15 protein-coding genes and 1 pseudogene are annotated in these 21,970 nt (G+C 60.3%); 14 read left to right on the forward strand and 2 right to left on the reverse strand.

Annotated features, from left to right (window positions below; translation table 11 throughout):
- Positions 1-37: 37 nt before the first annotated feature.
- Entirely contained in the window at positions 38-2,338 is a 2,301-nt protein-coding gene (locus AC2CGI_RS12935) for a TonB-dependent siderophore receptor (protein ID WP_076740801.1), read from the reverse strand.
- Between the two features lie 284 nt (positions 2,339-2,622).
- On the opposite strand from AC2CGI_RS12935, the gene fes reads away from it, so the two are divergent.
- The 11 genes from fes (at position 2,623) to AC2CGI_RS12990 (ending at position 16,902) form a co-directional block, all read left to right on the forward strand.
- Positions 2,623-3,996: an enterochelin esterase gene (gene fes, locus AC2CGI_RS12940; RefSeq protein WP_074469401.1), complete on the forward strand. Its 1,374-nt coding sequence runs from the start codon at positions 2,623-2,625 to the stop codon at positions 3,994-3,996.
- Entirely contained in the window at positions 3,971-4,177 is a 207-nt protein-coding gene (locus AC2CGI_RS12945; protein WP_004930023.1) for an MbtH family protein, read from the forward strand. The genes fes and AC2CGI_RS12945 overlap by 26 nt, the downstream gene beginning before the upstream one ends.
- Before the next feature lie 32 nt (positions 4,178-4,209).
- On the forward strand, positions 4,210-8,154 hold the full coding sequence (locus tag AC2CGI_RS12950) for an amino acid adenylation domain-containing protein (protein ID WP_484593953.1): 3,945 nt from the start codon (positions 4,210-4,212) through the stop codon (positions 8,152-8,154).
- 175 nt (positions 8,155-8,329) lie between these two features.
- Positions 8,330-9,586, forward strand: a complete 1,257-nt coding sequence (entS, locus tag AC2CGI_RS12955; protein WP_015376345.1) for an enterobactin transporter EntS — start codon at positions 8,330-8,332, stop codon at positions 9,584-9,586.
- A gap of 212 nt (positions 9,587-9,798) precedes the next feature.
- Positions 9,799-11,004: an isochorismate synthase gene (locus tag AC2CGI_RS12960; RefSeq protein WP_015376346.1), complete on the forward strand. Its 1,206-nt coding sequence runs from the start codon at positions 9,799-9,801 to the stop codon at positions 11,002-11,004.
- A gap of 7 nt (positions 11,005-11,011) precedes the next feature.
- On the forward strand, positions 11,012-12,640 hold the full coding sequence (locus AC2CGI_RS12965; protein ID WP_076740803.1) for a (2,3-dihydroxybenzoyl)adenylate synthase: 1,629 nt from the start codon (positions 11,012-11,014) through the stop codon (positions 12,638-12,640).
- Between the two features lie 3 nt (positions 12,641-12,643).
- A complete protein-coding gene (locus AC2CGI_RS12970; protein ID WP_004930014.1) occupies positions 12,644-13,504 on the forward strand; it encodes an isochorismatase in 861 nt (286 codons plus the stop codon).
- Positions 13,505-13,610: 106 nt separating this feature from the next.
- Positions 13,611-14,630, forward strand: a complete 1,020-nt coding sequence (gene yncE, locus AC2CGI_RS12975; RefSeq protein ID WP_370456249.1) for a 7-bladed beta-propeller protein YncE — start codon at positions 13,611-13,613, stop codon at positions 14,628-14,630.
- A 121-nt stretch (positions 14,631-14,751) separates the two neighbouring features.
- Complete coding sequence (locus tag AC2CGI_RS12980; RefSeq protein WP_076740804.1) at positions 14,752-15,369, forward strand: DUF2238 domain-containing protein; 618 nt, start codon at positions 14,752-14,754, stop codon at positions 15,367-15,369.
- A 260-nt stretch (positions 15,370-15,629) separates the two neighbouring features.
- Positions 15,630-16,430 (forward strand): winged helix-turn-helix domain-containing protein, encoded by an 801-nt coding sequence (locus AC2CGI_RS12985; protein WP_076740805.1) that lies wholly within the window; start codon positions 15,630-15,632, stop codon positions 16,428-16,430.
- A 4-nt stretch (positions 16,431-16,434) separates the two neighbouring features.
- Positions 16,435-16,902, forward strand: coding sequence for a hypothetical protein (locus AC2CGI_RS12990; protein WP_484593954.1), 468 nt, complete (start codon positions 16,435-16,437; stop codon positions 16,900-16,902).
- A 77-nt stretch (positions 16,903-16,979) separates the two neighbouring features.
- On the opposite strand, the gene AC2CGI_RS12995 is transcribed toward AC2CGI_RS12990, so the two are convergent.
- Positions 16,980-17,735 carry a winged helix-turn-helix domain-containing protein gene (locus tag AC2CGI_RS12995; protein ID WP_076740807.1) on the reverse strand — a complete coding sequence of 252 codons (756 nt, stop codon included), beginning with the start codon at positions 17,733-17,735 and terminating at the stop codon, positions 16,980-16,982.
- A 430-nt stretch (positions 17,736-18,165) separates the two neighbouring features.
- Between AC2CGI_RS12995 and AC2CGI_RS13000 the strand changes: the two genes are divergently transcribed.
- From AC2CGI_RS13000 to AC2CGI_RS13010, 3 genes and pseudogenes are all read left to right on the forward strand, one after another.
- On the forward strand, positions 18,166-18,717 hold the full coding sequence (locus AC2CGI_RS13000; RefSeq protein ID WP_015376354.1) for a fimbrial protein: 552 nt from the start codon (positions 18,166-18,168) through the stop codon (positions 18,715-18,717).
- A 118-nt stretch (positions 18,718-18,835) separates the two neighbouring features.
- A pseudogene (locus AC2CGI_RS13005) lies at positions 18,836-19,358 on the forward strand (fimbrial protein).
- Between the two features lie 47 nt (positions 19,359-19,405).
- Complete coding sequence (locus AC2CGI_RS13010; protein ID WP_076740808.1) at positions 19,406-21,937, forward strand: outer membrane usher protein; 2,532 nt, start codon at positions 19,406-19,408, stop codon at positions 21,935-21,937.
- Positions 21,938-21,970 lie beyond the last annotated feature (33 nt).

Genomic DNA, 21,970 nt, shown 5'->3' on the forward strand with positions numbered 1-21,970 from the left:
GGGGTGCTGAGCACCCCTTTGTCGTTGGGTTATGTCATCAGAAGTGGGTGTTGATGCTCATGTAGTAGGTGCGGCCCGGTTCGTTGTAGGTGGCCGCGCCCGCGCCGGCGATGTTGATCACGCCGGTGTTTGGGTCACCCACGTTCTGCGCGTTGCCGGCGCGGAACTGGCGTTTGTCGAACAGGTTGTCGATGCCGGCGGTGACGCTGACGTTTTTAGTCAGGTCATAGGTCGCGCTGGCGCCGACGATGGCGTAAGGGCTGACCTCGCGGGTTTCGCCGCCGGTGGCCGGTTTACCCTGATAGTTGTACTTCTTCGGCTTCTGCCGGCCGTACCAGGTTAAAGTGGACTGCATCGACAGATCCTGAGTGGCCTGCCAGCTGAGGGTCGAGTTGACGGTGAACTTCGGGATCACCGACAGGTAATCGCCGGTAGTCTTGTTCTTGTTCTCGATCATGTAGGTGGCGTTGTTGCTCCAGGTGACGGTCTCGCTGACCGGCACGTTCAATGAGCCCTCTAGCCCCTGCACCACCGCCTTCGGCACGTTTTCCCACTGGTAGACCGCTGTATTTTTGCTGCTGGTGGCGATGCGCGAGTTACCCGCCTCAATCTTGTTGTGGTAATCGTTGCGGAAGTAGGTCACGCCGGCCAGCCAGCCCTCGTTATGGAATTCCAGCCCGATCTCTTTGTTAACGCTGGTTTCCGCTTTAAGATCGTCGTTGCCGAGCAGGTAGCAGCCGTTTTTGGTATCGCTGCCGGCACATCCCTGGCCTTTGCTGTACAGCAGGTAGTTGCCGTTGGTTTGGAACAGCGTCGGGGCTTTATAGGAACGCGCGATGCCCATCTTCAGCGTGAAGTAGTCGCCCAGTTCCTGCGACAGGTTCAGCGCCGGGCTCCAGTTGTTGCCGGATTCCGAATGCAGATCGTAGCGCAGACCCGGTGTCAGCATGGTGGTGTCGGTCAGCTCAATGTTGTCTTCGGCGAACAGCGAGAAGATATGCGCGGAAGCGTAAGGGCTGCGCGTGCCGGTGGTCATGCCGGGAATGGTGCCGCCCATCAGCGTTTGGCTGGTGGAGGTGCCGTCTTTCATCCGCTGCTGGGTCCACTCGGTGCCCAGCGTGGCGGTTTGCGCGACGCCCAGCTCAAACGGCACGCTGACTTCGCTGTGCGCCAGGAAGTCGTCCAGCTTGGTGGTGCCGAAACCGGTGTTCTTGGTGTCGAAGATGCCTTCGGTGCCGCCGGCCAAGCCCTCGTTCAGGCGGGTGTTGCGGGTGCGTTCAAACTGAACGTAGTTGTTGGTGCTCACGCCGTTGTCCCAGGCGCCGCGATGGGTCAGACCGAATGTTTCACGGTAGATGCGGTTGGTCTCTTTGCCGTAGTTGCTCTGCACCAGGTCGTTGCTGTTGGTGTTCTGGGTATCGCCGGCGTACAGGTTGCCCTGGCGGCCATAGGCGTACTCGAACTCCAGCGACTGCAGATGGGCGAAATCCCAGTGCAGCAGGGCGTCGATGTTTTTATCGATAACCCCTTCGCGGCCAGCGGGAACGCTATTTTCATAACTAGGAGTGGTTGCTGTGGCTGCAGCGCGGTACGACTTATGCGATTCGTTAATGTCCCAGGCGTCGGCCTGCGTTTTGCTGTAGCCGCCGAACAGGCGGAAGCTCAGGGAATCGCTCAGCGGGCCGGACAGGCTGAAATCGGTGCGCTTGGTGGCGCCTTCCTGCTTGTGCTGCGGCACGTTGAAGTAGCCGTTCAGCGAGCCGTGCAGCGCATCGCCGGCTTTCTTGGTGATGATGTTGACCACGCCGCCCGCGGCGCCGTTGCCGTAGCGTGCAGCAGCGGGGCCGCGCAGCACTTCGATGCGTTCGATCATTTCCGGCGGCACCCAGGCGGTATCGCCGCGGGAGTCGCGTTCGCCGCGCCAACCCTGACGCACCGAGTTGCGGCTGGAGGCCGGTTTGCCGTCGATCAGAATCAGGGTGTTTTCCGGGCCCATGCCGCGGATATCGATCTGGCGATTGTTGCCGCGCTGGCCGCTGGTGGAGTTGCCGGTCAGGTTAACCCCGGGCATGGTGCGGATCAGTTCGCTGATGTCGCGCGCCGGCGGGCGTTTTTTGATCTCGTCGGCGGTGATGGTGGACACCCCTGGCGCCTGCAGGTTCTGCCGGGCGGCGGTCACGACGATGGTGTCTTCGCCGCGCGGCTTTTTATCCGTGGCGCCGCTGTTCTCTTCCGTGGTGGTGGTGTCGGTTTGCTGCGCGGCGTTGGCGAACGCGGACGCGCCCAATCCCAAGCCGATAAGAGTGGCTAAAGAATAACGTGATAGCTTGCTTTTCATCTGAGTGTCCTACCTTGCTGCCATCCCTCGCCGAATGGGGGGAAGGGCGGTTGTAGTTTTTGTGTAGTCGGAAATAGAAAATCGGCTGCGGCAAGGGATGCCATTGATGTATCCCCGATCCCTGTCCGTTGCGCGCAATACCAGCACGATCTCCAAGCCTTACACACTATTGCAAATGCAAATTATTATCAATAGTATTTGGCGTACAGTGCGTTCGGGCGGTGGCCGGCGATAGGGAAAAGTCGACGTTCCCGGTGCCGCCAACTACAAAATGGGTAGGCGTTGTGAATACAGAACTACAGTCAGAAAGCAGCAGATTATTGGCCAGCAGCAATGCGGGCAGTCCAGGGTGGTGGTTGACGGTGGCACGACGCGGTACGCCATGGGTAGAACCGGCGGGTAACGGCCGCTGGCGCACCACCTTTTTCTGGCGCGATCCCCAGGGATGCGAATTGACCTCCGCCTACCGTCGCGTATGGATCAACATTAACTGCCTGACCGACCACCATCAGCCAAATCCGCCGCAAAGCCTGCAGCGTTTGGCCGGCACCGACGTGTGGTATTGGCAGACCGAACTGAGCGGCGCCTGGCGCGGCAGCTACTGCTTTATCCCCTGCTTTGACGAGCGGCCGCCGGCGTTCAGCGGCGACGATGCGCACGCCAACATGCACAACCTGCGTCACTGGTGGCATCAGGTGTTCGCCAGCGCTACCCCCGATCTGCTCAACCCGTATCGCTCCTGGCAAAGCGCCAGCGGTCACAGCGTCTCCGGTCTGCACATGCCGGATGCGCCGCCGCAGCCGGTATGGCGTTCGTTCGACGAATATGAGATCGCCAGCGGGCGCTGCACGCCGCCGCTGCCGGCGCGTTTGCAGCGGCATACCTGGCAGAGCGAGCGCCTGGGCAACAGCCGCGATGTCTGGATCTACACCACCGGCGACAGCAAGCCGGCCGAGCGCCCGCTCGCGATCTTGCTCGACGGCCAGTTCTGGGCGAAGCAGATGCCGGTTTGGGCGCCGCTGATGCAACTGACCCGCGAGGGGGCGTTGCCGGAAGCGGTGTATGTGCTGATCGACATCATCGATCTGCCGCACCGGGCGCGAGAATTAACCTGCAAGGACGATTTCTGGCTGGCGGTGCAGGAAGAACTGATGCCGCAGCTGGCCGACTGGGCGCCGCACAGCGACAAGCCGGCCGATACGGTGGTGGCGGGGCAAAGCTTTGGCGGCCTGGCCTCCCTGTATGCCGGGCTGCGCTGGCCGCAGCGCTTCGGCGCGGTGATCACCCAGTCCGGTTCCTACTGGTGGCCGCGGCGCGACATGCTGCAGCTGCCGAGCATTCCCGACGACGCCTGCTGGCTGATGCAACAGGTCGAACGCCACGGCCTGGGCAACCACGGCGCGCTGAAGGTCTTTATGGAAGCCGGTTCGCAGGAAAAACTGGTGCATCGGGTCAGTGGCGAAATGGCGGCGCGCCTGAGCGACGCCGGCCATCGGGTGCACTACCGGGTGGTGGAAGGCGGGCACGATGCGCTGTGCTGGCGCAGCGGCCTGACCGATGGGCTGCAGGCGGTATGGGCTTCCGCTTTCGCCACCGCTTACCCGGCATCGGCGACGGCACGAGGAACACATGATGGAAAGCCTGAATCCGTTCGATGATCAACAGCAGCGCAGCCTGGTGCTGCGCAACGTACAACAACAATACAGTTTGTGGCCGGATTTCCGCGCCATTCCGTCCGAGTGGACGATCGTCTTTGGCCCGGCGGCGCGCCTCGAGTGCGCCGAATGGCTGGAACAGCATTGGCAAGATATTCTGCCGGTCGCAGCACGCGAGGCGTGACCGGCGCCAGGTAATCACGGGAGCAATAAGCAGTGTCACACACCCCTAACTCTCTCAGCGGCCCGGCGCTTGCGGGCGAATGGCCGCTGGTCGCGGCACAACCCGGCATCTGGGTCGCCGATCAAATCTCCCCGCATCGCAATGCCTACGCGGTGGCTCACGCCATCGAACTCAACGGCCCTGTCGCCGTGGAGCCTCTGCTGCAGGCCATCATCCAGGGTCTGGGCGAGGTGGACATGCTGCGCCTGCGTTTTGCGGAACGCGACGGCGTGCCGGTGCAATGGCTGGATGACACGCTGGCGGTGCACGAGCCGGAACTTGTCGATCTGACGACGTCGCCGGACCCTGAAGCCGCCGCGCGCGCGCTGATGGACATCGATCTGGCGGGCGATCTGCGCGCCGGCAGCGGCGCGCCGCTGTATCGTCATGTGGTGATGCGTCTGGCGGATGACCGCTGGTTCTGGTATCAGCGCTATCACCATCTGCTGGTGGACGGTTTCAGCTTCACCGCCATCGCGCGCCGCGTGGCGGCGATTTACACCCATCTTTGCCGCGGCGACGCGCTGGAACCGACGCCTTTCACGGCGTTCAGCGACGTGGTGGCGGAATACCAGGCTTACCGGGAGGCGCCGGCCTGGCAACGCGACGCCGATTTCTGGCGCGAAAAAGCACGGCAGTTGCCGCCGCCGGCCACGATCTGCCCGCAGCCGCTGGCCGGGCAAACGCCCACGCCACGCATCCACCGACTGGAACAGCGCTGCGATCCGCAGGCCTTCGCCGAACTGGTGCAGTGCGGCGCGCAGCAGAAGCTGAACGCCGCCGATATGGCGGTGGCGCTGGTGGCGCTGTGGGTGTCGCGTCTGAGCGGCCAACCGAGCTTCAGCGCCGGTTTTATCTTCATGCGCCGTACCGGATCGGCCGCCCTGTGCGCCGCCGGCCCGGTGATCAACGTGTTGCCGATGGAGATGCACCTCGAGCCGCAGGCCACGCTGTATGAGGCCGCCTCCCGCATCAGCCGCGAGCTGAAAACGGTGCGCCGCCATCAGCGCTACGACGCCGAACAGGTGCAGCGCGATCTGGGGCGCATCGGCGACGGCGAACCGCTGTACGGTACGGTCTTCAACTTCAAAATGTTCGATTACCAGCTGGACTTCGCCGGTATCGAAGGCATTACCCACGATCTGGCCTCCGGGCCGGTGCGCGATCTGGAGATTGCGCTGTTTATCGACGAACACCATCAGCTGAAGGTGGAGCTGCTGGCCAACGCCGAGCGTTACAGCCGTCAGGAACTGCTGGCGCATCTGCAGCGGTTGCCGCTGCTGCTGGCGCAGTTCGCCGCGCAGGCAACGTTGCCGATCGGCGAAGCCGACATGCTGACCGCCGACGATCGCGCGCTGCTGGCGCGGGTCAACGACACGGCGCATCCGGTGCCGGCGACCACGCTGAGCCAACTGCTGGCGCAGCAGGCGCAAAGCACGCCGAACGCGCCGGCGCTGGCGGATGCGCATTTCAGCTTCACCTACCGCGAAACGCGCGAACAGGTCACGGCGCTAGCGCGCCAGCTGGTTGTGCAGGGCGTACGGCCGGGCGACATCGTGGCGGTGGCGCTGCCGCGCTCGGTGTTCCTGTCGCTGGCGTTGATGGCGATCGTGGAAGCGGGCGCCGCCTACCTGCCGCTGGACACCGGTTATCCGGACGAGCGGCTGGCGATGATGCTGGAAGACGCCGCACCCCGGCTGGTCATCACCAGCCCGGCGCAGCAGGCGCGTTTCGCCGACAAGGGCGAAATTTTGCTGTATGACGCGCCGCTGGCGGCCGATCACGCCGACGGGGTGGCGATCGCGGGCCCGACGCCGGATCATGCGGCCTATATCATCTTTACCTCCGGCTCCACCGGGCGCCCGAAAGGCGTGCTGGTCGGCCATCAGGCGATCGTCAACCGCTTGCTGTGGATGCAGCATCAGTATCCGCTGGGGGCGGACGACGCGGTGCTGCAGAAAACGCCATGCAGTTTCGACGTCTCGGTGTGGGAATTCTTCTGGCCGCTGATGGTCGGCGCCCGGCTGGTGATGGCGCCGCCGGAGGCGCACCGCGATCCGCAGCAGCTGCAACAGCTGATCGCGCAACATCGCATTACCACGCTGCACTTCGTGCCGTCGATGCTGGCGGCTTTCGTGGCCGCCCTGGACGACGACGCGGCGGTGGCGAACTGCGTCGCGTTGCGTCAGGTGTTCTGCAGCGGTGAAGCGCTGCCGGCGGAGCTGTGCCGCCTGTGGCAAAGCCGCACGGCGGTGCCGTTGCACAACCTCTACGGCCCGACCGAAGCGGCGGTGGACGTGACCTGGCATCCGGCCTACGGCGACGCGCTGGCGAAGGTGACCGGCGCCAACGTGCCGATCGGCCTGCCGGTATGGAACACCGGGCTGCGCATTCTGGACGCGCGCCTGCGGCCGGTGCCGCCGGGCGTGGCGGGCGATCTGTATCTGACCGGCGTGCAGCTGGCGCACGGCTACCTTGGCCGGCCGGATCTGACCGCCAGCCGCTTTGTCGCCGACCCGTTCGGCGAGGGAGGACGGATGTACCGTACCGGCGACGTGGCGCGCTGGCTGCCGGACGGCGCGGTGGAATATTTGGGCCGCAGCGACGATCAGCTGAAGATCCGCGGGCAGCGTATTGAGCTGAGTGAAATCGATCACGCCTTGCTGTCGCTGCCGGGCGTGCGCCAGGCGGTGACGCACGCGCTGGTGTTGCAGGGCACGCCGGTGGACGCCGGCGGCGATGCGCGCCAGCTGGTGGGCTATCTGGTGATGCAGCCAGGCGCGAGCTGGGATGCGGAAGCCCTGCGCGCGGCGCTGGCCGACCGCCTGCCGCCGCACATGGTGCCGGTGGCGCTGGTGGAAATGCAGGATTTGCCGCTGAGCGCCAACGGCAAGCTGGATCGCAAGGCGTTGCCGCAGCCGCAGGGCGGTGAGCGCAAGGCGGGGCGGACGCCGCAGGCCGGGTTGGAAAGCGAGATCGCGGCGGTATTCGCCCGCTTGCTGCAGCGCGAGCAGGTGTTCGCCGACGACGATTTCTTCGCGCTCGGCGGCCACTCGCTGCTGGCGATGCGCCTGGCGGCGGAGCTGCGCCGCGATCTGGGCAAGGCGGTGTCCGTCGGCCAGGTGATGGTGGCGTCGCGCGTTGAGCAACTGGCCGCCTTGCTGGCGGAAGATCGCACGCAGGAAGAGGCCGATCGCAGCGGCTTCGACAGCGTATTGCCGCTGCGCGTTACCGAGGGGCCGACGCTGTTCTGCCTGCACCCGGCATCCGGCTTCTCCTGGCAGTTCAGCGTATTGCCGCGCTATCTCGACCAGCACTGGTCGCTGGTCGGCATCCAGTCGCCGCGGCCGGACGGCCCGCTGGCGCTGAGCGAAGACATGGATCAGGTGGTGGATGCTCACCTGCAGACGGTGTTGCAGGTCCAACCGCACGGGCCGTACCACTTCATCGGTTATTCGCTGGGCGGCACGCTGGCGCAGGGCATCGCCGCCCGGCTGCAGGCGCGCGGCGAGCAGGTGGCGTTCCTCGGCCTGCTGGATACCTATCCGCCGGAGACCCAAAACTGGGACGTGATGCTGGACGACAACGTGTTGAAGGAAGTGCAGCGCGAGCGCGAGCAGTTCCTGGCGGTGTCGCAGGACACGCTCGATCCGGCGCTGGGTGAGACGCGCACGGCGATGTTCGACAACATCGAAGCCAACTACGCCGATTCGGTGCGGTTGTTGTCGCACACGCGGACCGCCCGTTTCCACGGCCAGGCGACGCTGTTCGTCGCCAAACGCACGCTGCAGGAAGGGATGGACGTGCAGCAAACCTGGTCGCAGTACGTCGATGCGCTGCAGGCGCACGAGCTGGACTGCGCGCACGTCGATATCGTTTCGCCGGCGTCGTTCAAAGTGCTGGGGCCGCTGCTGAACCGGATCTTGCGCACGCTGTAATGACGCCCTCATCCCGCCGCCAGGCACGGGGATTATCCCGCGTTTGGCGGCGTTTCTTGCGGTCGCTCACAGTTGAATATCAATGATTTTTATTATCATTATTGATTTCGTCATCTGTGCTAGCATAGCGCCCCGCAACTGCAGAATCCCCGTTTAAAGATGTGGTGAACAACCGATGAGTAGCAAACCCTCCATCCTGCTTGATTTCAGCCTGCTGAAAACCAACCGGGCTTTCCGCGCGGTGTTCTGCGCGCGCTTTATCTCCATTGTGGCGCTGGGACTGATGGCGATCGCCATCCCGGTGCAGATCCAGGCGCTGACCGGTTCCACCCTGCAGGTCGGGCTGGCGGTGACGCTGGCCGGCGGCGGCATGTTCGCCGGGCTGCTGATGGGGGGCGTATTGGCCGATCGCTATGAGCGACGCCGGCTGATTCTGTTTGCGCGTTCCACCTGCGGCGTCGGATTTGTCGGCCTGTGTCTCAATGCCCTGTTGCCGTCGCCTTCGCTGGCGGCCATTTATCTGCTGGCGGTGTGGGACGGCTTCTTTGGCGCGGTGGGGGTGACGGCGCTGCTGGCGGCCACGCCGGCGCTGGTGGGCCGCGAAAACATCGTGCAGGCGGGCGCCATCAGCATGCTGACGGTGCGCTTCGGCTCGATTCTTTCTCCGGCGATCGGCGGCCTGGTGATCGCCCATATGGGCATCACCTGGAACTACGGTCTGGCGGCGTTCGGCACCCTGCTGACGCTGCTGCCGCTGCTGAGTCTGCCGCAGCTGATGCCGCCGCCGCAGCCGCGTGAACACCCGCTGCGCGCGCTGGCGGGCGGTTTCGCCTTCCTGTTCCAGAACAAGGTGATCGGCATGGTGGCACTGATCGGCGCGCTGCTGACCATGGCCAGCGCGGTGCGCGTGCTGTACCCGGCGATGGCGGAAGGCTGGCACATCGACGCTGCCCACCTCGGTTATATGTACGCCGCCGTGCCGCTCGGCGCCGCCATCGGCGCGTTCACCAGCGGGCGCGTGGCGCATGTGGCGCGCCCCGGCTGGGTGATGCTGCTGACGGCGATCGCGGCGTTCGCCGCCATCGGCCTGTTCGGCCTGATGCCGTGGTACAGCCTGGCGTTACTGTGCCTGGTGGCGTTCGGCTACCTGAGCGCGCTGAACTCGCTGCTGCAATACGGTCTGATCCAGAGCCTGACGCCGGACAACTTCCTCGGCCGCATCAATGGCCTGTGGACGGCGCAGAACGTGGTGGGCGATGCGCTGGGCGCGTTGCTGCTGGGGGCGATGGGCGCCTTTATGCTGCCGGCGATGAGCGCCAGCGGTTTCGGCTTCGGCGCGGCGCTGCTCGGCATCCTGTTGCTGTTCGCCATGACCGGTTTGCGCCAGGTTACGCTGCACAAACCGGAGCCGCAGCCCGCCACAGAAAAGTAGTCGAACGCGTTAAAACAACGCTGTGGGATCAAATAGCAATGCTTATCATCGGCATGCGTAAAACCCACAGCGTTTATGTCATGATTTCGAAATGAAAGAAGTGCTTACGTTTATTGACATAGCAAATATCGGCGAGTAATTTAGCGCGGAATTAACTCAAATGATAATCATTATTATATTGGTTATCACTTCAAATTCTTGAGGGCGAAGCGATGGATACTGCCGTGAACGACATCAATCGAAAGGAAGTGCAGGAGTGCGAAGAGCAGCGATTTGCCGCTGATTTTTCTCCCGCGTCGGGCTTCTTCTTTACTTCTCCTTTCCGTAGTCTGACCACCACCGGTTGTTTCAGCCGCATTCGCCTGCCGGCCGCAGACGGCGCCGATCTGAACGGCGAGTTCCAGCGCAGCGTACGGCAGGCGTTTGCCGAGGCCCGCCAGGCCGGCATCAAAAAGCCGCTGCTGTGCGGCGCCATCCCGTTCGATACCCGGCAGCCTTCGGCGCTGTTTATTCCGCAGCAGAGCCGCTGGTTCGATCGCGCCGCCTTTATGGCCGGCGTTAGGCCGGCGGCGGATGGGCCGGAGCTGGCCGGGGTAACGGAACTGCCGCCACAGCAGCCGTTCATGAATATGGTCAGCGACGCCGTCGACGCGATGAAGGCCGGTGAGTTGGACAAAGTGGTCTTGTCGCGCCTGCTGGAGATCGAAACGCGTCAGCCGGTGGATCGCCATGCGCTGATGGCGCGCGTGATTGCCCAAAACCCGCACGGTTTCCATTTCCATGTGCCGCTGGAGCAGGGCGCGCTGTTGGGCGCTAGCCCCGAGCTGCTGCTGCGCCAGGACGGCGGCCGTTTCTATTCCAACCCGCTGGCCGGTTCCGCCCGGCGCGAGGCCGACCCAGAGCGCGATCGCGAAGTGGGAGAGCGGCTGATGGCCTCGGCGAAAGATCGCCACGAGCACCGCATCGTCACCGAAAGCATGCGTGACGTGCTGGCCGGCCGCTGCCGCTACCTGAACGTGCCGCAAACCCCTGAACTGCTGACCACCACCACGCTGTGGCATCTCTCCACGCCGATCGACGGCGAGGCGGCATCTCCCGACGAAAACGCCCTGTCGCTGGCCTGCCTGTTGCACCCGACGCCGGCGCTGTGCGGCATGCCGACGGCCCAGGCGCACGCCCTGATCGGCAAGCTGGAGCCGTTCGATCGCGGCCTGTTCGGCGGCATCGTCGGCTGGTGCGACGATGAAGGCAACGGCGAGTGGGTGGTCACCATCCGCTGTGGCACCGTTGACGGCAACCGGGTGCGGCTGTTCGCCGGCGCCGGCATCGTGGAAGACTCTTCACCCGAATCTGAATGGCATGAAACAGGCACCAAACTCAGCACCATTCTGCGTGCCTTTGGTATAAATCAAGGATAACGACAAGATGAGCATTGCCTTTACCCCCTGGCCGGCGGAGTTCGCCAGCCGCTATCGCGAGCGCGGCTACTGGATTGACAAACCGCTGACCGAGATCCTCGACCGCCAGGCCAACAACGACGCCCCGGCGATTATCGACGCCCAGGGCAGCCTGACCTACCGCGAGCTGCAGCAGCGTTCCGATCGTCTGGCAGCCGCTTTGCTGCGCCGCGGCGTAAAATCCGGCGACACCGCGCTGGTGCAGCTGGGCAACGTGGCGGAGTTCTATATCGTGTTCTTCGCGCTGCTGAAAATTGGCGTGGCGCCGGTCAATGCGCTGTTCAGCCATCAGCGCAGTGAGCTGAACGCCTATGCCGAGCAGATCAAACCGGCGCTGCTGATCGCCGATCGCCGGCACGCGCTGTTTGCCGACGATCAATTCCTGAACGCCTTCCGCGATGCGCATCCTTCGCTGCGCGTCGTGGCGCTGCGCAGCCAGGCTGAGGGCGAGCTGGCGCTGGCCGCCTGGCTGGACGAAGCGAGCGACGGTTTCGTCGCGCAGCCTTCCGCGGCCGATCGGGTGGCGTTCTTCCAGCTTTCCGGCGGCAGCACCGGTACGCCGAAGCTGATCCCGCGCACCCACAATGATTACTACTACAGCATTCGCCGCAGCGTGGAGATCTGCCGTTTCGACGCGCAGACCCGCTATCTGTGCGCGCTGCCGGTGGCGCACAACTACCCGATGAGTTCGCCGGGCGTGCTGGGCGTGTTTTATGGCGCCGGGCTGGTGGTGTTCGCCGCCGATCCGGACGCCGGGCAATGCTTCCGCCTGATCGAACAGCACCAAATCAACGTGACGGCGCTGGTGCCGCCGGCGGTCACGCTGTGGCTGCAGGCGATCGAAGAGTGGGGCGGCAATGCCCAGCTCGCCAGCCTGAAACTGCTGCAGGTGGGCGGCGCCAAGCTGGGCGAAACGCTGGCGGCACGCATTCAGAACGAAATCGGCTGCCAACTGCAGCAAGTGTTCGGCATGGCGGAAGGGCTGGTGAACTACACCCGGCTGGACGACGACGAACGCCACATTCTGGCGACGCAAGGGCGGCCGATGTCGCCGGACGACGAAGTGTGGGTGGCGGATGACGACGGCAATCCGTTACCGGCGGGCGAGGTTGGGCGGCTGATGACGCGCGGGCCTTACACCTTCCGCGGTTACTACCAGAGCCCGGCGCACAACGCCGATGCCTTTGACGCCGACGGTTTCTATTGCTCCGGCGATCTGATCAGCATCAGCGAAGACGGCTACATCACCGTGCAGGGGCGGCAGAAAGACCAGATCAACCGCGGCGGGGAGAAGATCGCCGCCGAGGAGATCGAGAACCTGCTGCTGCGTCATTCGGACGTGATCAACGCCGCACTGGTGTCGATGCCGGATGCGCTGATGGGGGAGAAGAGCTGCGCCTATATCATTGCCAACGCGCCGCTGAAGCCGGTAGTGCTGCGCCGTCACCTGCGCGAACAGGGCGTGGCGGACTTCAAACTGCCGGATCGCTTTATTCAGGTGGACAGCCTGCCGCTGACTCCGGTCGGCAAAGTGGACAAAAAACGGCTGCGCCAGCAGCTCGACGCGCAACTACAGACTCAGGCTCAGGGAGATTAATTGATGGCCATTCCAAAACTTAATGATTACGCGCTGCCGACGGCGGACGAACTGCCGCAAAATAAAGTCACCTGGCAGGTAGAACCGCAGCGCGCCGCGCTGCTGATCCACGATATGCAGCAGTATTTCCTCAACTTCTGGGGCGAGGACAGCGCGCTGATTAAACAGGTGGTGGAGAACATCGCCAACCTGCGTCGTTACTGCAAACAGCAGGGCATTCCGGTGTTCTATACCGCGCAGCCGAACCAGCAGAGCGATGAAGATCGCGCGCTATTGAACGACATGTGGGGGCCGGGTCTGAACAAACACCCCGAGCAGCAGGCGGTGACCGCCGCGCTGGCGCCGGACGAAGACGATACGGTGCTGGTGAAATGGCGCTACAGCGCCTTCCATCGCTCGCCGCTGCAGGAAATCCTGCAGGAGTCCGGCCGCGATCAGCTGATCATCTGCGGCGTGTATGCGCACATCGGCTGCCTGACCACCGCCATCGACGCCTTCATGCGCAACATCCAGCCGTTCATGGTGGCCGACGGTCTGGCGGACTTCTCGCGCGACGAACACCTGATGGCGCTGCGCTACACCGCCGGCCGCTGCGGCCGGGTGGTGACCACCGCGTCTCTGCTCCCGGCGGCCGGCATCGCCAGCATTGATGCGCTGCGTCAGCAGATCCTGCCGCTGCTGGACGAAGACAGCGAGGACATGGGCAACGATGAAAACCTGATCGATTACGGCCTGGATTCGGTGCGCATCATGGAACTGGCGACCCGCTGGCGCAAGATCCGCGGCGACATCGACTTTATCGCGCTGGCGCGCAACCCGACCATCGACAGCTGGTGGGCGCTGCTTTCCGAAGAGAAAGCCTGATTTTAATCACGAGCAGAGGGCGGCCGTTCGGCCACCCTGTTGGCTTTATAAGGAGATTTTGATGAATACTTTGATCACCAAGGGAAAACGTGCGGCATTTCCGCTGATGCTGCTGTCTACGCTGCTGTTCTCCAACACTTTGCAGGCGCAAACCGCGCCGGAAGTGCTGCGCAAGCCGGTCGGCAAAGGCGCCTATGAAATGGCCTACAGCCCGAGCGAGAACGCGCTCTACCTGGCCACCTCGCAGAGCCGCAAGCTGGACAAGGGCGGCATCGTTTACCGTCTGGATCCGACCACGCTGGACGTGACCCAAATTATCCATAACGACATCAAGCCGTTTGGCGCCGCCGTCAACGCCAAGACCGGCACGCTGTTCTTCGGTAACACCGTCAATAACTCGGTGACCGCCATCGACGCCAAGACCGGCGACGTGAAAGGCCGCCTGGTGCTGGACGCGCGCCAGCGCTCCGAAACCGTCAAGCCGCTGGCGCCGCGTGAACTAGTGGCGGATGCCGACAGCGATACCCTGTACATCACCGGGCTGGGGGATTCCAGCGTGGTGTGGGTGGTGGACGGCAAGGATCTGACCCTGCGCGCCACCGTGACCGACACCGGCAAATACGGCACCGGCCTGGCGCTGGACGCCGCCGCCAAACGCCTGTACGTCACCAACGCCGACGGCGAGCTGGTGACCATCGATACCCAGAGCAACAAGGTGCTGTCGCGCAAGAAGCTGGATGAGTCTAAAGAGCACTTCTTCCTGAACATCAGCCTGGATACCGCCACGCACCGCGCCTTCATCACCGATTCCAAGCAGCCGCAGGTGCTGGTGGTGGATACCCGTAACGGCAACATCCTGAGCAAGATCGACGTGCCGGAATCGCTGGCGGTGCTGTTCAACCCGGCGCGCAATGAAGTGTACGTCACCCATCGCCAGGCGGGCGAAGTGAGCGTGATCGACGCCAAGAGCTACAAGGTGCTGAACACCATCAAGACGCCGACCCATCCGAACAGCCTGGCGCTGTCGCCGGACGGCCAGACGCTGTATGTCAGCGTCAAGCAGGCTTCCAGCCGCGAGAAAGAAGCCACCGCGCCGGACGACGTGATCCGCGTAGCGCTGAAGTAATCCCGCGCAGGGTAAGTATCCCTCGAACAGGCGAAGCGGCGACGCTCCGCCTGTTTTTTTTCGCCGTGCGATCTACGGTATAAAGTGTGGATTGCCTTATTGACCCGAAGGAACGTTGGTTATGCCCGTCTCACGCGCACCGCTGTTGTTGTCCGTTATCACTCTGCTGCTGCTGGCCGCGCTGATCCACAGCGGCACCAGCCCTTACGATCGCACCACCTGGCTGATGGAGGTGGCGCCGGTCTTGATCGTTTTGCCGCTGCTGTGGCTGACCCACCGCCGTTACCCGCTGACGCCGCTGCTCTACACGCTGATTTTCTTCCACGCGCTGATCCTGATTTTTGGCGGCATGTACAGCTATGCCCGCGTGCCGCTGGGGTTTGAGGTGCAGCAGTGGCTGGGTCTTGGCCGTAACCCGTACGACAAACTGGGGCACTTCTTCCAGGGGCTGGTGCCGGCGCTGGCGGCGCGCGAGATCCTGCTGCGCGGTGGTTATGTGCAGGGGAGCAAGATGTTGGGCTTCGTGGTGTGCTGCATCGCGCTGGCGATCAGCGCCCTGTATGAGCTGATCGAGTGGTGGGCGGCGCTGGCGCTGGGCCAGGGCGCCGACGAGTTTCTCGGCACCCAGGGCGACCCGTGGGACACCCAGTCCGACATGTTCTGCGCGCTGCTGGGGGCGATATGCGGCCTGTTGCTGTTTGGGCGTTGGCAGGAGCGGCAAATTGCTCGCTTAGTTTGATAAATTTCAAACCGAATTAGCCCGCCGTTATGGCGGGTTTTTTTATATATATCGCAATGAACGTTGTCGCATCAAGCGAAGGCAGGGAGCCTTAGCTGCGCCCAAGGTTCCGCTATTCTCTATGATTTATTGTTCTTATTTTATTGTTTTATATGAATTTATATTTAATTCGTAAGAATTTTCTTATTATAATTGCTGTGCTAATATCATGTTGTTTGGTGGGGAATTGGCGTTGACATGGTTTGTAGCGCAGGGAATGTATGAGATACATAATTAATAATAATATTAAATATCACGAAGATAGATCGGAATTGGTCTCGGTGCATGACGATATCCCGCCGATTATGCTGACGGCCACACTGAACCGCCTGCTTTCCACATTAGTCAGAAACAACAATCTGGTGTTATCCAGAGAGACGTTGTTGACGCAGGTGTGGGAGGCTCACGGTCAGGTCGCTTCCGGTAATAACCTCAACAATACCATTTCAATTTTACGCAAGGCGTTCTCTTCGCTTGGCGAGGAGGAGATCATCGTCACCTTGCCGCGGCAAGGTTTTATGTTCACCGCCGCTACGATCAAAACGGCGGACAGCCAGGCGCCCGCAGAGGATCCGGCTCCGGAGGTGGGCCAGGATGTGGGTATCCCCTCTGAGGTAGGCTCCGCCGCTGTACGCAGCTATACGCGTTTCAAAGCCGCCGGGCTGGCGGCTTTGTTGGTTCTGGCGTTGGGCAGCGGTATTTGGGCGTGGTGCGATGCAGGTTATCCGTCGCTCAGCGTGATAGATGTAGGGAAAATTGGTAGTTGCCGTGTGCAGTTTGTAACGTCTTACCATAAGCCGGGAAGCAATCAGGTCGATTTGACGCACTTGCGCAATATGCTGAAGCAGCGACCGCAGATACGATGTAATGAACCGGCGCTGTTGCTTTACTATGATACTCAAACGTTAACGCCAAATGGCTCTGGTAAGACACGAAGCTCTTATTTTTATTATTGCCCTCAGACGCAAATTGCGAATGATAAGGCGCAATGCGAGAATTTTTATGAAAGCTGGGGCCTGTAGCGCGATGAAAAAACGATACGGCTATATCATAACCGCGCTGTTGGCTATGGGGTGCTGCGTCACCTCCGCATACTTTCTGTTCTTTGAACCGCAGATACCAGCTTGTCAGGCGGTTGAGCATGTGACTGACAACATTGCGGGTAAGAGCATCGAACGCGTTTTACTGGTGAGTTTTGTTCCCGAAGGGCGGCGGAGTATGTCAATCCTGCTGAATGGCAGGCTGTATGACGGGGAAAATCGCTACGTTATTGAGCGTGTATTGCTTGTGGACTACAAGCGGCAGGGGAAAAACTACACCTTGTTGGTCAAGGATAATATCATTAAGCCCCATGATTCTATGGTACGTGAGGATTTGAACCGTAGGTTACCGATGAAAGGGACGCAACTACACTGGCGTATCGAGCAAATTGATAGCCGGCATTTCTTGTTTGCCGATAACCATGCGCCGTTATTGGTGTGTGCTACACCCTAAGATAAATCCCCTTGGCTAGGGCAAGGGGATCCTGAGAGTGAGATGGCCTGGTGAGGTAACATCTTGCAATATCAATGCTATTCTTTGTCGATATAATTGTAGATACACGGACTGCTTTTTTCTCGTGGGCAGAAGGTTAACAGCTCTTTGCCTTTCTGCGAAGCTTCATCGCGAATGTTATCATAGTAATACACGTCAGCTTTACTTCTACAATTAAAACCAGCGCGCTGGATAAATCGCTTGATTTCGGATAAGTGGCCGCTCCCCGAATTCATACTGTATATTTGGCAGCGATCGTAGTCGCCTAAAGGATACATGCTGATACGGGTGGCGTTTTGATAAAGCACGATAGCGGCAAATGGCACCAGGCAGGCAAAGAATGCCATGGCCAGATGCCTGAATGGGCTATTGACGCTATTACGCTGCGCTTTTTTATTGGTCAGCTTACTGACTTCAGTATCTCCTTCTGGGTTGTTTTCCGGTTTTTTTACCTCCTCATTGTTATTTACTTCATGAATGATATCTGCGGTGAACTTAAACCCCTGACGCGGATAGGTGACAATAAGCGCCTCTTCGCCGAACTGCGCCAGCGATTTGCGCAACCCTGATACATAGTTATTCAGATTATTGTTCGAGGCTTTAAGTCCGTGCTCAACCCAGACATCATTAAGCAGCTTTTCACGCATTAGTAACACATTATTGTTACGGATGAACAGAGATAACAGCCTGGCGCTGGGTCTAAGTAAGACTATTTTAGTTGTCGCATTATCAATATGCGACAATGTGTTCTCATCTTCATCATAGAGAACGTTGTCATTTATATGGAAAATCATTTTTTCAACCTGTCAACGTACCTGTCGAGAGATGATTCTGAGACCTGTGTGCTGTTTTTTCAATCCTTCTTATTAATGGTCAATAGGATTTTTCCCTCTATTCATATAATTATATTAATCCGGGTCTAAGTGTATAAGTATTAAAAAATAAATAAGGTCATTTAATTTCTATTTTTTGGGATTTAAACCTATTTGATGTGTATTTTTCACATTTAAATCCTGTGTTTTTGTCTTTTTACGACATAACGTTTTATTTTTGATTTGGGCGGGGTAAATTTGTTGCCACTGATACGGAACGCTGAAAGGCAGGTATCAGCGAAAGAATCTGCGCTCGACAATAAAGCGGCGCGTTAAACATCAAGAGTGAATTGTTGATCTAATTGACGTCAATAAGTACCTCTTTCTTACTAAGGAATGTAAGGGATTTAATATGAAACTGAATAAAATCATGATGGCAGCAGTATTGGCTTTCGGCGTAGCGTCTGTGGCTCACGCAAAAGACCAGGGCCACGGCACCGTAACCTTTAAAGGCGCGATCATTGACGCACCTTGCTCAATTACCCCGGAAACCGTAGACCAGACCGTTAACCTGGGCCAGGTTTCCAACGTGGCGCTGAAAAACGGCGGCCAGTCTACGCCGAAAAACTTCCAGATTAAGCTGGAAAACTGCGAGCTGAACGCTGGTGATGCAAATGGCGTTGGCAAGAATAATGCTGTAGCTATCACCTTCACCGGCGCAGCTTCAGTAGAGGACGCTAAGCTGCTGGGCATTACCGGTACTGCTAAGGGCGCTGGCATCGCCATCACCGACGGTTCCGGCAAGGTGATCGAGCTGGGTAAAGCTTCTTCAGCGCAAACGCTGGGCAATGGCAATAACACCCTGAGCTTCTCCGCTTACCTGCAGGGTAACAAGGCTTCTAACGCTGTTATCACCCCGGGTGACTTCCAGTCCGTGGCTGACTTCACCCTGGCTTACCAGTAAGTCCGGTTGTGCAGTGATAATGCAGCATGCGGGCTTGCCCGCATGCTTTTCCCGGGATTCGTGCGGTGGAAATTCTGTGAATAGGGAGCATTCAATGAGTTATTTTCCTGCAAAATTAATGCTTCCCTGCCTATTGTCCTTAATGTTAATCGTGGATAACGTTCAGGCCGCTCGCCCCAGTCAAGGATGGGGACAGGTCAATATGCAAGGAGCCATTATCAATACCGCCTGCGCTATTGCCGCCGGCAGTCGGGAACAGTTAATCGATATGGATGTCACACCGGTTGCAGATATTATTCGTGACGGCAGCGGGGGAGCTAGTTATTTCTCCATTGAGCTAATTAACTGTGTTTTATCTCGGGCTGAGAGTAATTTGCCAGACTGGAGTGGTTTTCGGGTGACTTTTGACGGGGATGCCGACGGGGGAGTTATTTGAGATGCATGGTGGGGCAAAAGGCATCGGATTGCAAATCGTCGATGCAGAAGGAAATATTGCCCACCCAGGAAACCCATTGCCCATTCGAGAAGTATTGCCGGAAAGAATGCTGCTTAACTACCAAATGCGGCTGGTCGCTAATAATCAGCCACTGCAGGCAGGAGAGTATTATTCTGCGGTGCGTTTTAAAATGGACTATTACTGAGGCTGAGCTCTGCCGATAAATACTATTAAATAAACAGGGTCGTGGATATGTTTTTTTCTCCTGCATGGAAGCTGTTTCGTCCTCATGCGCTAAGTATCGGTATATTTCTGGCGTTAGCGCATTTAACGCCAAAGGCAGAAGCCGAGGATGGCATTCAGTTTAATACCGATATTTTGGACGTGAACGATAGAAAAAATATCGACCTGAGCCAGTTTTCACGCAGCGGCTATATCATGCCGGGCGCCTATGCCATGGTGATTCATCTTAATAACAATGAATTGCCGGAACAGAGCGTCAGTTTTTATCCGCCGGATGACGATGCTCAGGGCAGCCAGGCCTGTATTTCACCGGCGCTGGTGGAACAGCTGGGGCTGAAACCGGATGCGTCGAAAGGACTGCGTTGGTGGCATCAGGACGAGTGTCTGGATATCGCCAGCCTGAAGGGCATGGAGGCGCGCGGCGATTTAGCCACGGCAGCACTGTATTTGAGCATTCCGCAGGCTTATCTGGAATATTCCTCGCCTGACTGGGATCCGCCGTCGCGCTGGGATGAGGGCATTCCGGGCCTGCTGTTTGACTATAACGTTAACGGCCAGACTCAGCGCCAGGAGCGGAGCGGTGGGCAGAGTAACAGCCTGAGCGGCAACGGTACCGCCGGCGCCAACGTCGGTGCCTGGCGATTGCGCGCTGACTGGCAGGGGCAGCTCAATCACCAAACCGGCAGCGGCCAGGGTACCGATCAGCGGCTGGACTGGAGCCGTTACTATGCCTATCGGGCCGTTTCTGCGCTGCGCTCGCGCTTGACGCTGGGTGAGGACTACCTCAACTCCGGCCTGTTCGACAGCTTCCGTTTCACCGGCGTTAGCCTGGTGTCTGACGACAACATGTTGCCGCCGAACCTGCGCGGCTATGCCCCGGAAGTGGTCGGGGTGGCGAAAACCAACGCCAAAGTCACCATCAGCCAGCAGGGGCGGGTGATTTATGAGACTCAGGTGGCGGCGGGGCCGTTCCGCATCCAGGATATCAGCGAGGCGGTCTCCGGTGAGTTGGACGTGCGGGTGGAGGAGCAAGACGGCAGCGTGCAGGCGTTCAAGATGAACACCGCCAGCATTCCATACCTGACGCGCCCCGGTTCCTGGCGCTTCAAAATGGCGGCGGGCAAACCTTCAGACTGGCAGCATCGCAGCAATGGGCCGCTGTTCGGCACCGGCGAGTTTTCCTGGGGGGTGAGCAACGGTTGGTCGCTGTACGGCGGCGGCCTGTTCGGCGGCGACTACAACGCGGCTTCGTTGGGTATCGGCCGCGATCTGATGGCGCTGGGCGCGCTGTCGTTCGACGCCACCCAGTCGCGGGCGCGGTTGCCGCAGCAGGACGGCACGCTGAGCGGCGGTTCATACCGCCTGAGCTATTCGAAGACCTTCGACGAGACCGACAGCCAGGTGACCTTCGCCGGCTACCGCTTCTCGGAGCAGGACTTTATGAGCATGAGCGAGTATCTGGACGCGCGCTACTACGGCGGCCGGGTGGGCAACAACAAGGAGATGTACACCATCACCTTTAATCAGCAGTTCCGGGATATCGGCCTGAGCCTGTACCTGAACTATGACCACCAGACCTATTGGGATCGACCGGCCAATGACCGTTACAACCTGACGCTGTCGCGCTATTTCGATATCGGCCGCTTCCGCAACCTGAGCCTGTCGTTGACCGGGTACCGCAACAAGTACGAAAACACCAACGACGACGGCATGTACCTGTCGCTGTCGCTGCCGTGGGGACAGAGCGCCAACCTGAGCTACAGCGCGACGGTAAACCGTCACGACAGCAGCCAGCGAGTGGGGTATTACGATCGGTTGGATGAGCATAGCAACTATCAGCTGAACGTCGGCAGCGCCAGAAACGGCGCCAACTTCAGCGGCTATTACAGCCGTGAGGGCGATATGGCCCAGTTGAGCGCCAACGCCAGCTATCAGCAGGGCAGCTACAGCGCGCTGGGCTTCAGCGCGCAGGGCGGTGCGACCTTAACGGCAGAAGGCGGAGCGCTGCACCGCATCGGCATGCCGGGCAGTACCCGGCTGCTGCTGGATACCGGCGGCGTGGCCGGGGTGCCGGTGCGTGGTTACGGCAGCACCGTAGATACCAACCGCTGGGGCAAGGCGGTGGTGACGGACGTTAACAGCTACTACCGCAACAAGGCCAGCATCGATCTGAACCAACTGGGGGATAACGCCGAGGCCACCAAATCGGTGGTGCAGGCCACCCTGACCGAAGGCGCAATCGGTTATCGCAAGTTTGATGTGCTCGCCGGGGAGAAGGCGATGGCGGTTATCCGGCTGGCGGACGGCAGCACGCCGCCGTTCGGCGCCACGGTGATGAACGCCAGCAAACAGGATACAGGGATTGTGAACGACGGCGGCAGCGTCTACCTGAGCGGCATCCGGCCAGGTGAAAGCATGACCGTGCACTGGAACGGCGCGGCGCAGTGCGCCATCAGCCTGCCGCAAGCGTTGCCGGCTGACATGATGAGCAACCTGCTGCTGCCGTGCCGGGCGTTGCCGGCCAATGAGCCAGAGGCGTAATGAACGCGAACACCCTATTTGAATCTGTAAGAG

Source organism: Serratia sp. LSHTC3, assembly GCF_057197125.1.

What these genes read in the sequence shown, in the direction of transcription:
- AC2CGI_RS12945 (WP_004930023.1), top strand. Translation starts at nt 3,971, where the DNA reads ATGGAAAGCCTGAATCCGTTCGATGATCAACAGCAGCGCAGCCTGGTG.
- AC2CGI_RS12970 (WP_004930014.1), top strand. Translation starts at nt 12,644, where the DNA reads ATGGCCATTCCAAAACTTAATGATTACGCGCTGCCGACGGCGGACGAA.
- AC2CGI_RS12935 (WP_076740801.1), bottom strand. Translation starts at nt 2,338, where the DNA reads ATGAAAAGCAAGCTATCACGTTATTCTTTAGCCACTCTTATCGGCTTG.
- AC2CGI_RS12960 (WP_015376346.1), top strand. Translation starts at nt 9,799, where the DNA reads ATGGATACTGCCGTGAACGACATCAATCGAAAGGAAGTGCAGGAGTGC.
- yncE (WP_370456249.1), top strand. Translation starts at nt 13,611, where the DNA reads ATGCTGCTGTCTACGCTGCTGTTCTCCAACACTTTGCAGGCGCAAACC.
- AC2CGI_RS12965 (WP_076740803.1), top strand. Translation starts at nt 11,012, where the DNA reads ATGAGCATTGCCTTTACCCCCTGGCCGGCGGAGTTCGCCAGCCGCTAT.
- AC2CGI_RS13000 (WP_015376354.1), top strand. Translation starts at nt 18,166, where the DNA reads ATGAAACTGAATAAAATCATGATGGCAGCAGTATTGGCTTTCGGCGTA.
- AC2CGI_RS12980 (WP_076740804.1), top strand. Translation starts at nt 14,752, where the DNA reads ATGCCCGTCTCACGCGCACCGCTGTTGTTGTCCGTTATCACTCTGCTG.
- entS (WP_015376345.1), top strand. Translation starts at nt 8,330, where the DNA reads ATGAGTAGCAAACCCTCCATCCTGCTTGATTTCAGCCTGCTGAAAACC.
- AC2CGI_RS12985 (WP_076740805.1), top strand. Translation starts at nt 15,630, where the DNA reads ATGAGATACATAATTAATAATAATATTAAATATCACGAAGATAGATCG.
- AC2CGI_RS13010 (WP_076740808.1), top strand. Translation starts at nt 19,406, where the DNA reads ATGTTTTTTTCTCCTGCATGGAAGCTGTTTCGTCCTCATGCGCTAAGT.
- AC2CGI_RS12995 (WP_076740807.1), bottom strand. Translation starts at nt 17,735, where the DNA reads ATGATTTTCCATATAAATGACAACGTTCTCTATGATGAAGATGAGAAC.
- AC2CGI_RS12990 (WP_484593954.1), top strand. Translation starts at nt 16,435, where the DNA reads ATGAAAAAACGATACGGCTATATCATAACCGCGCTGTTGGCTATGGGG.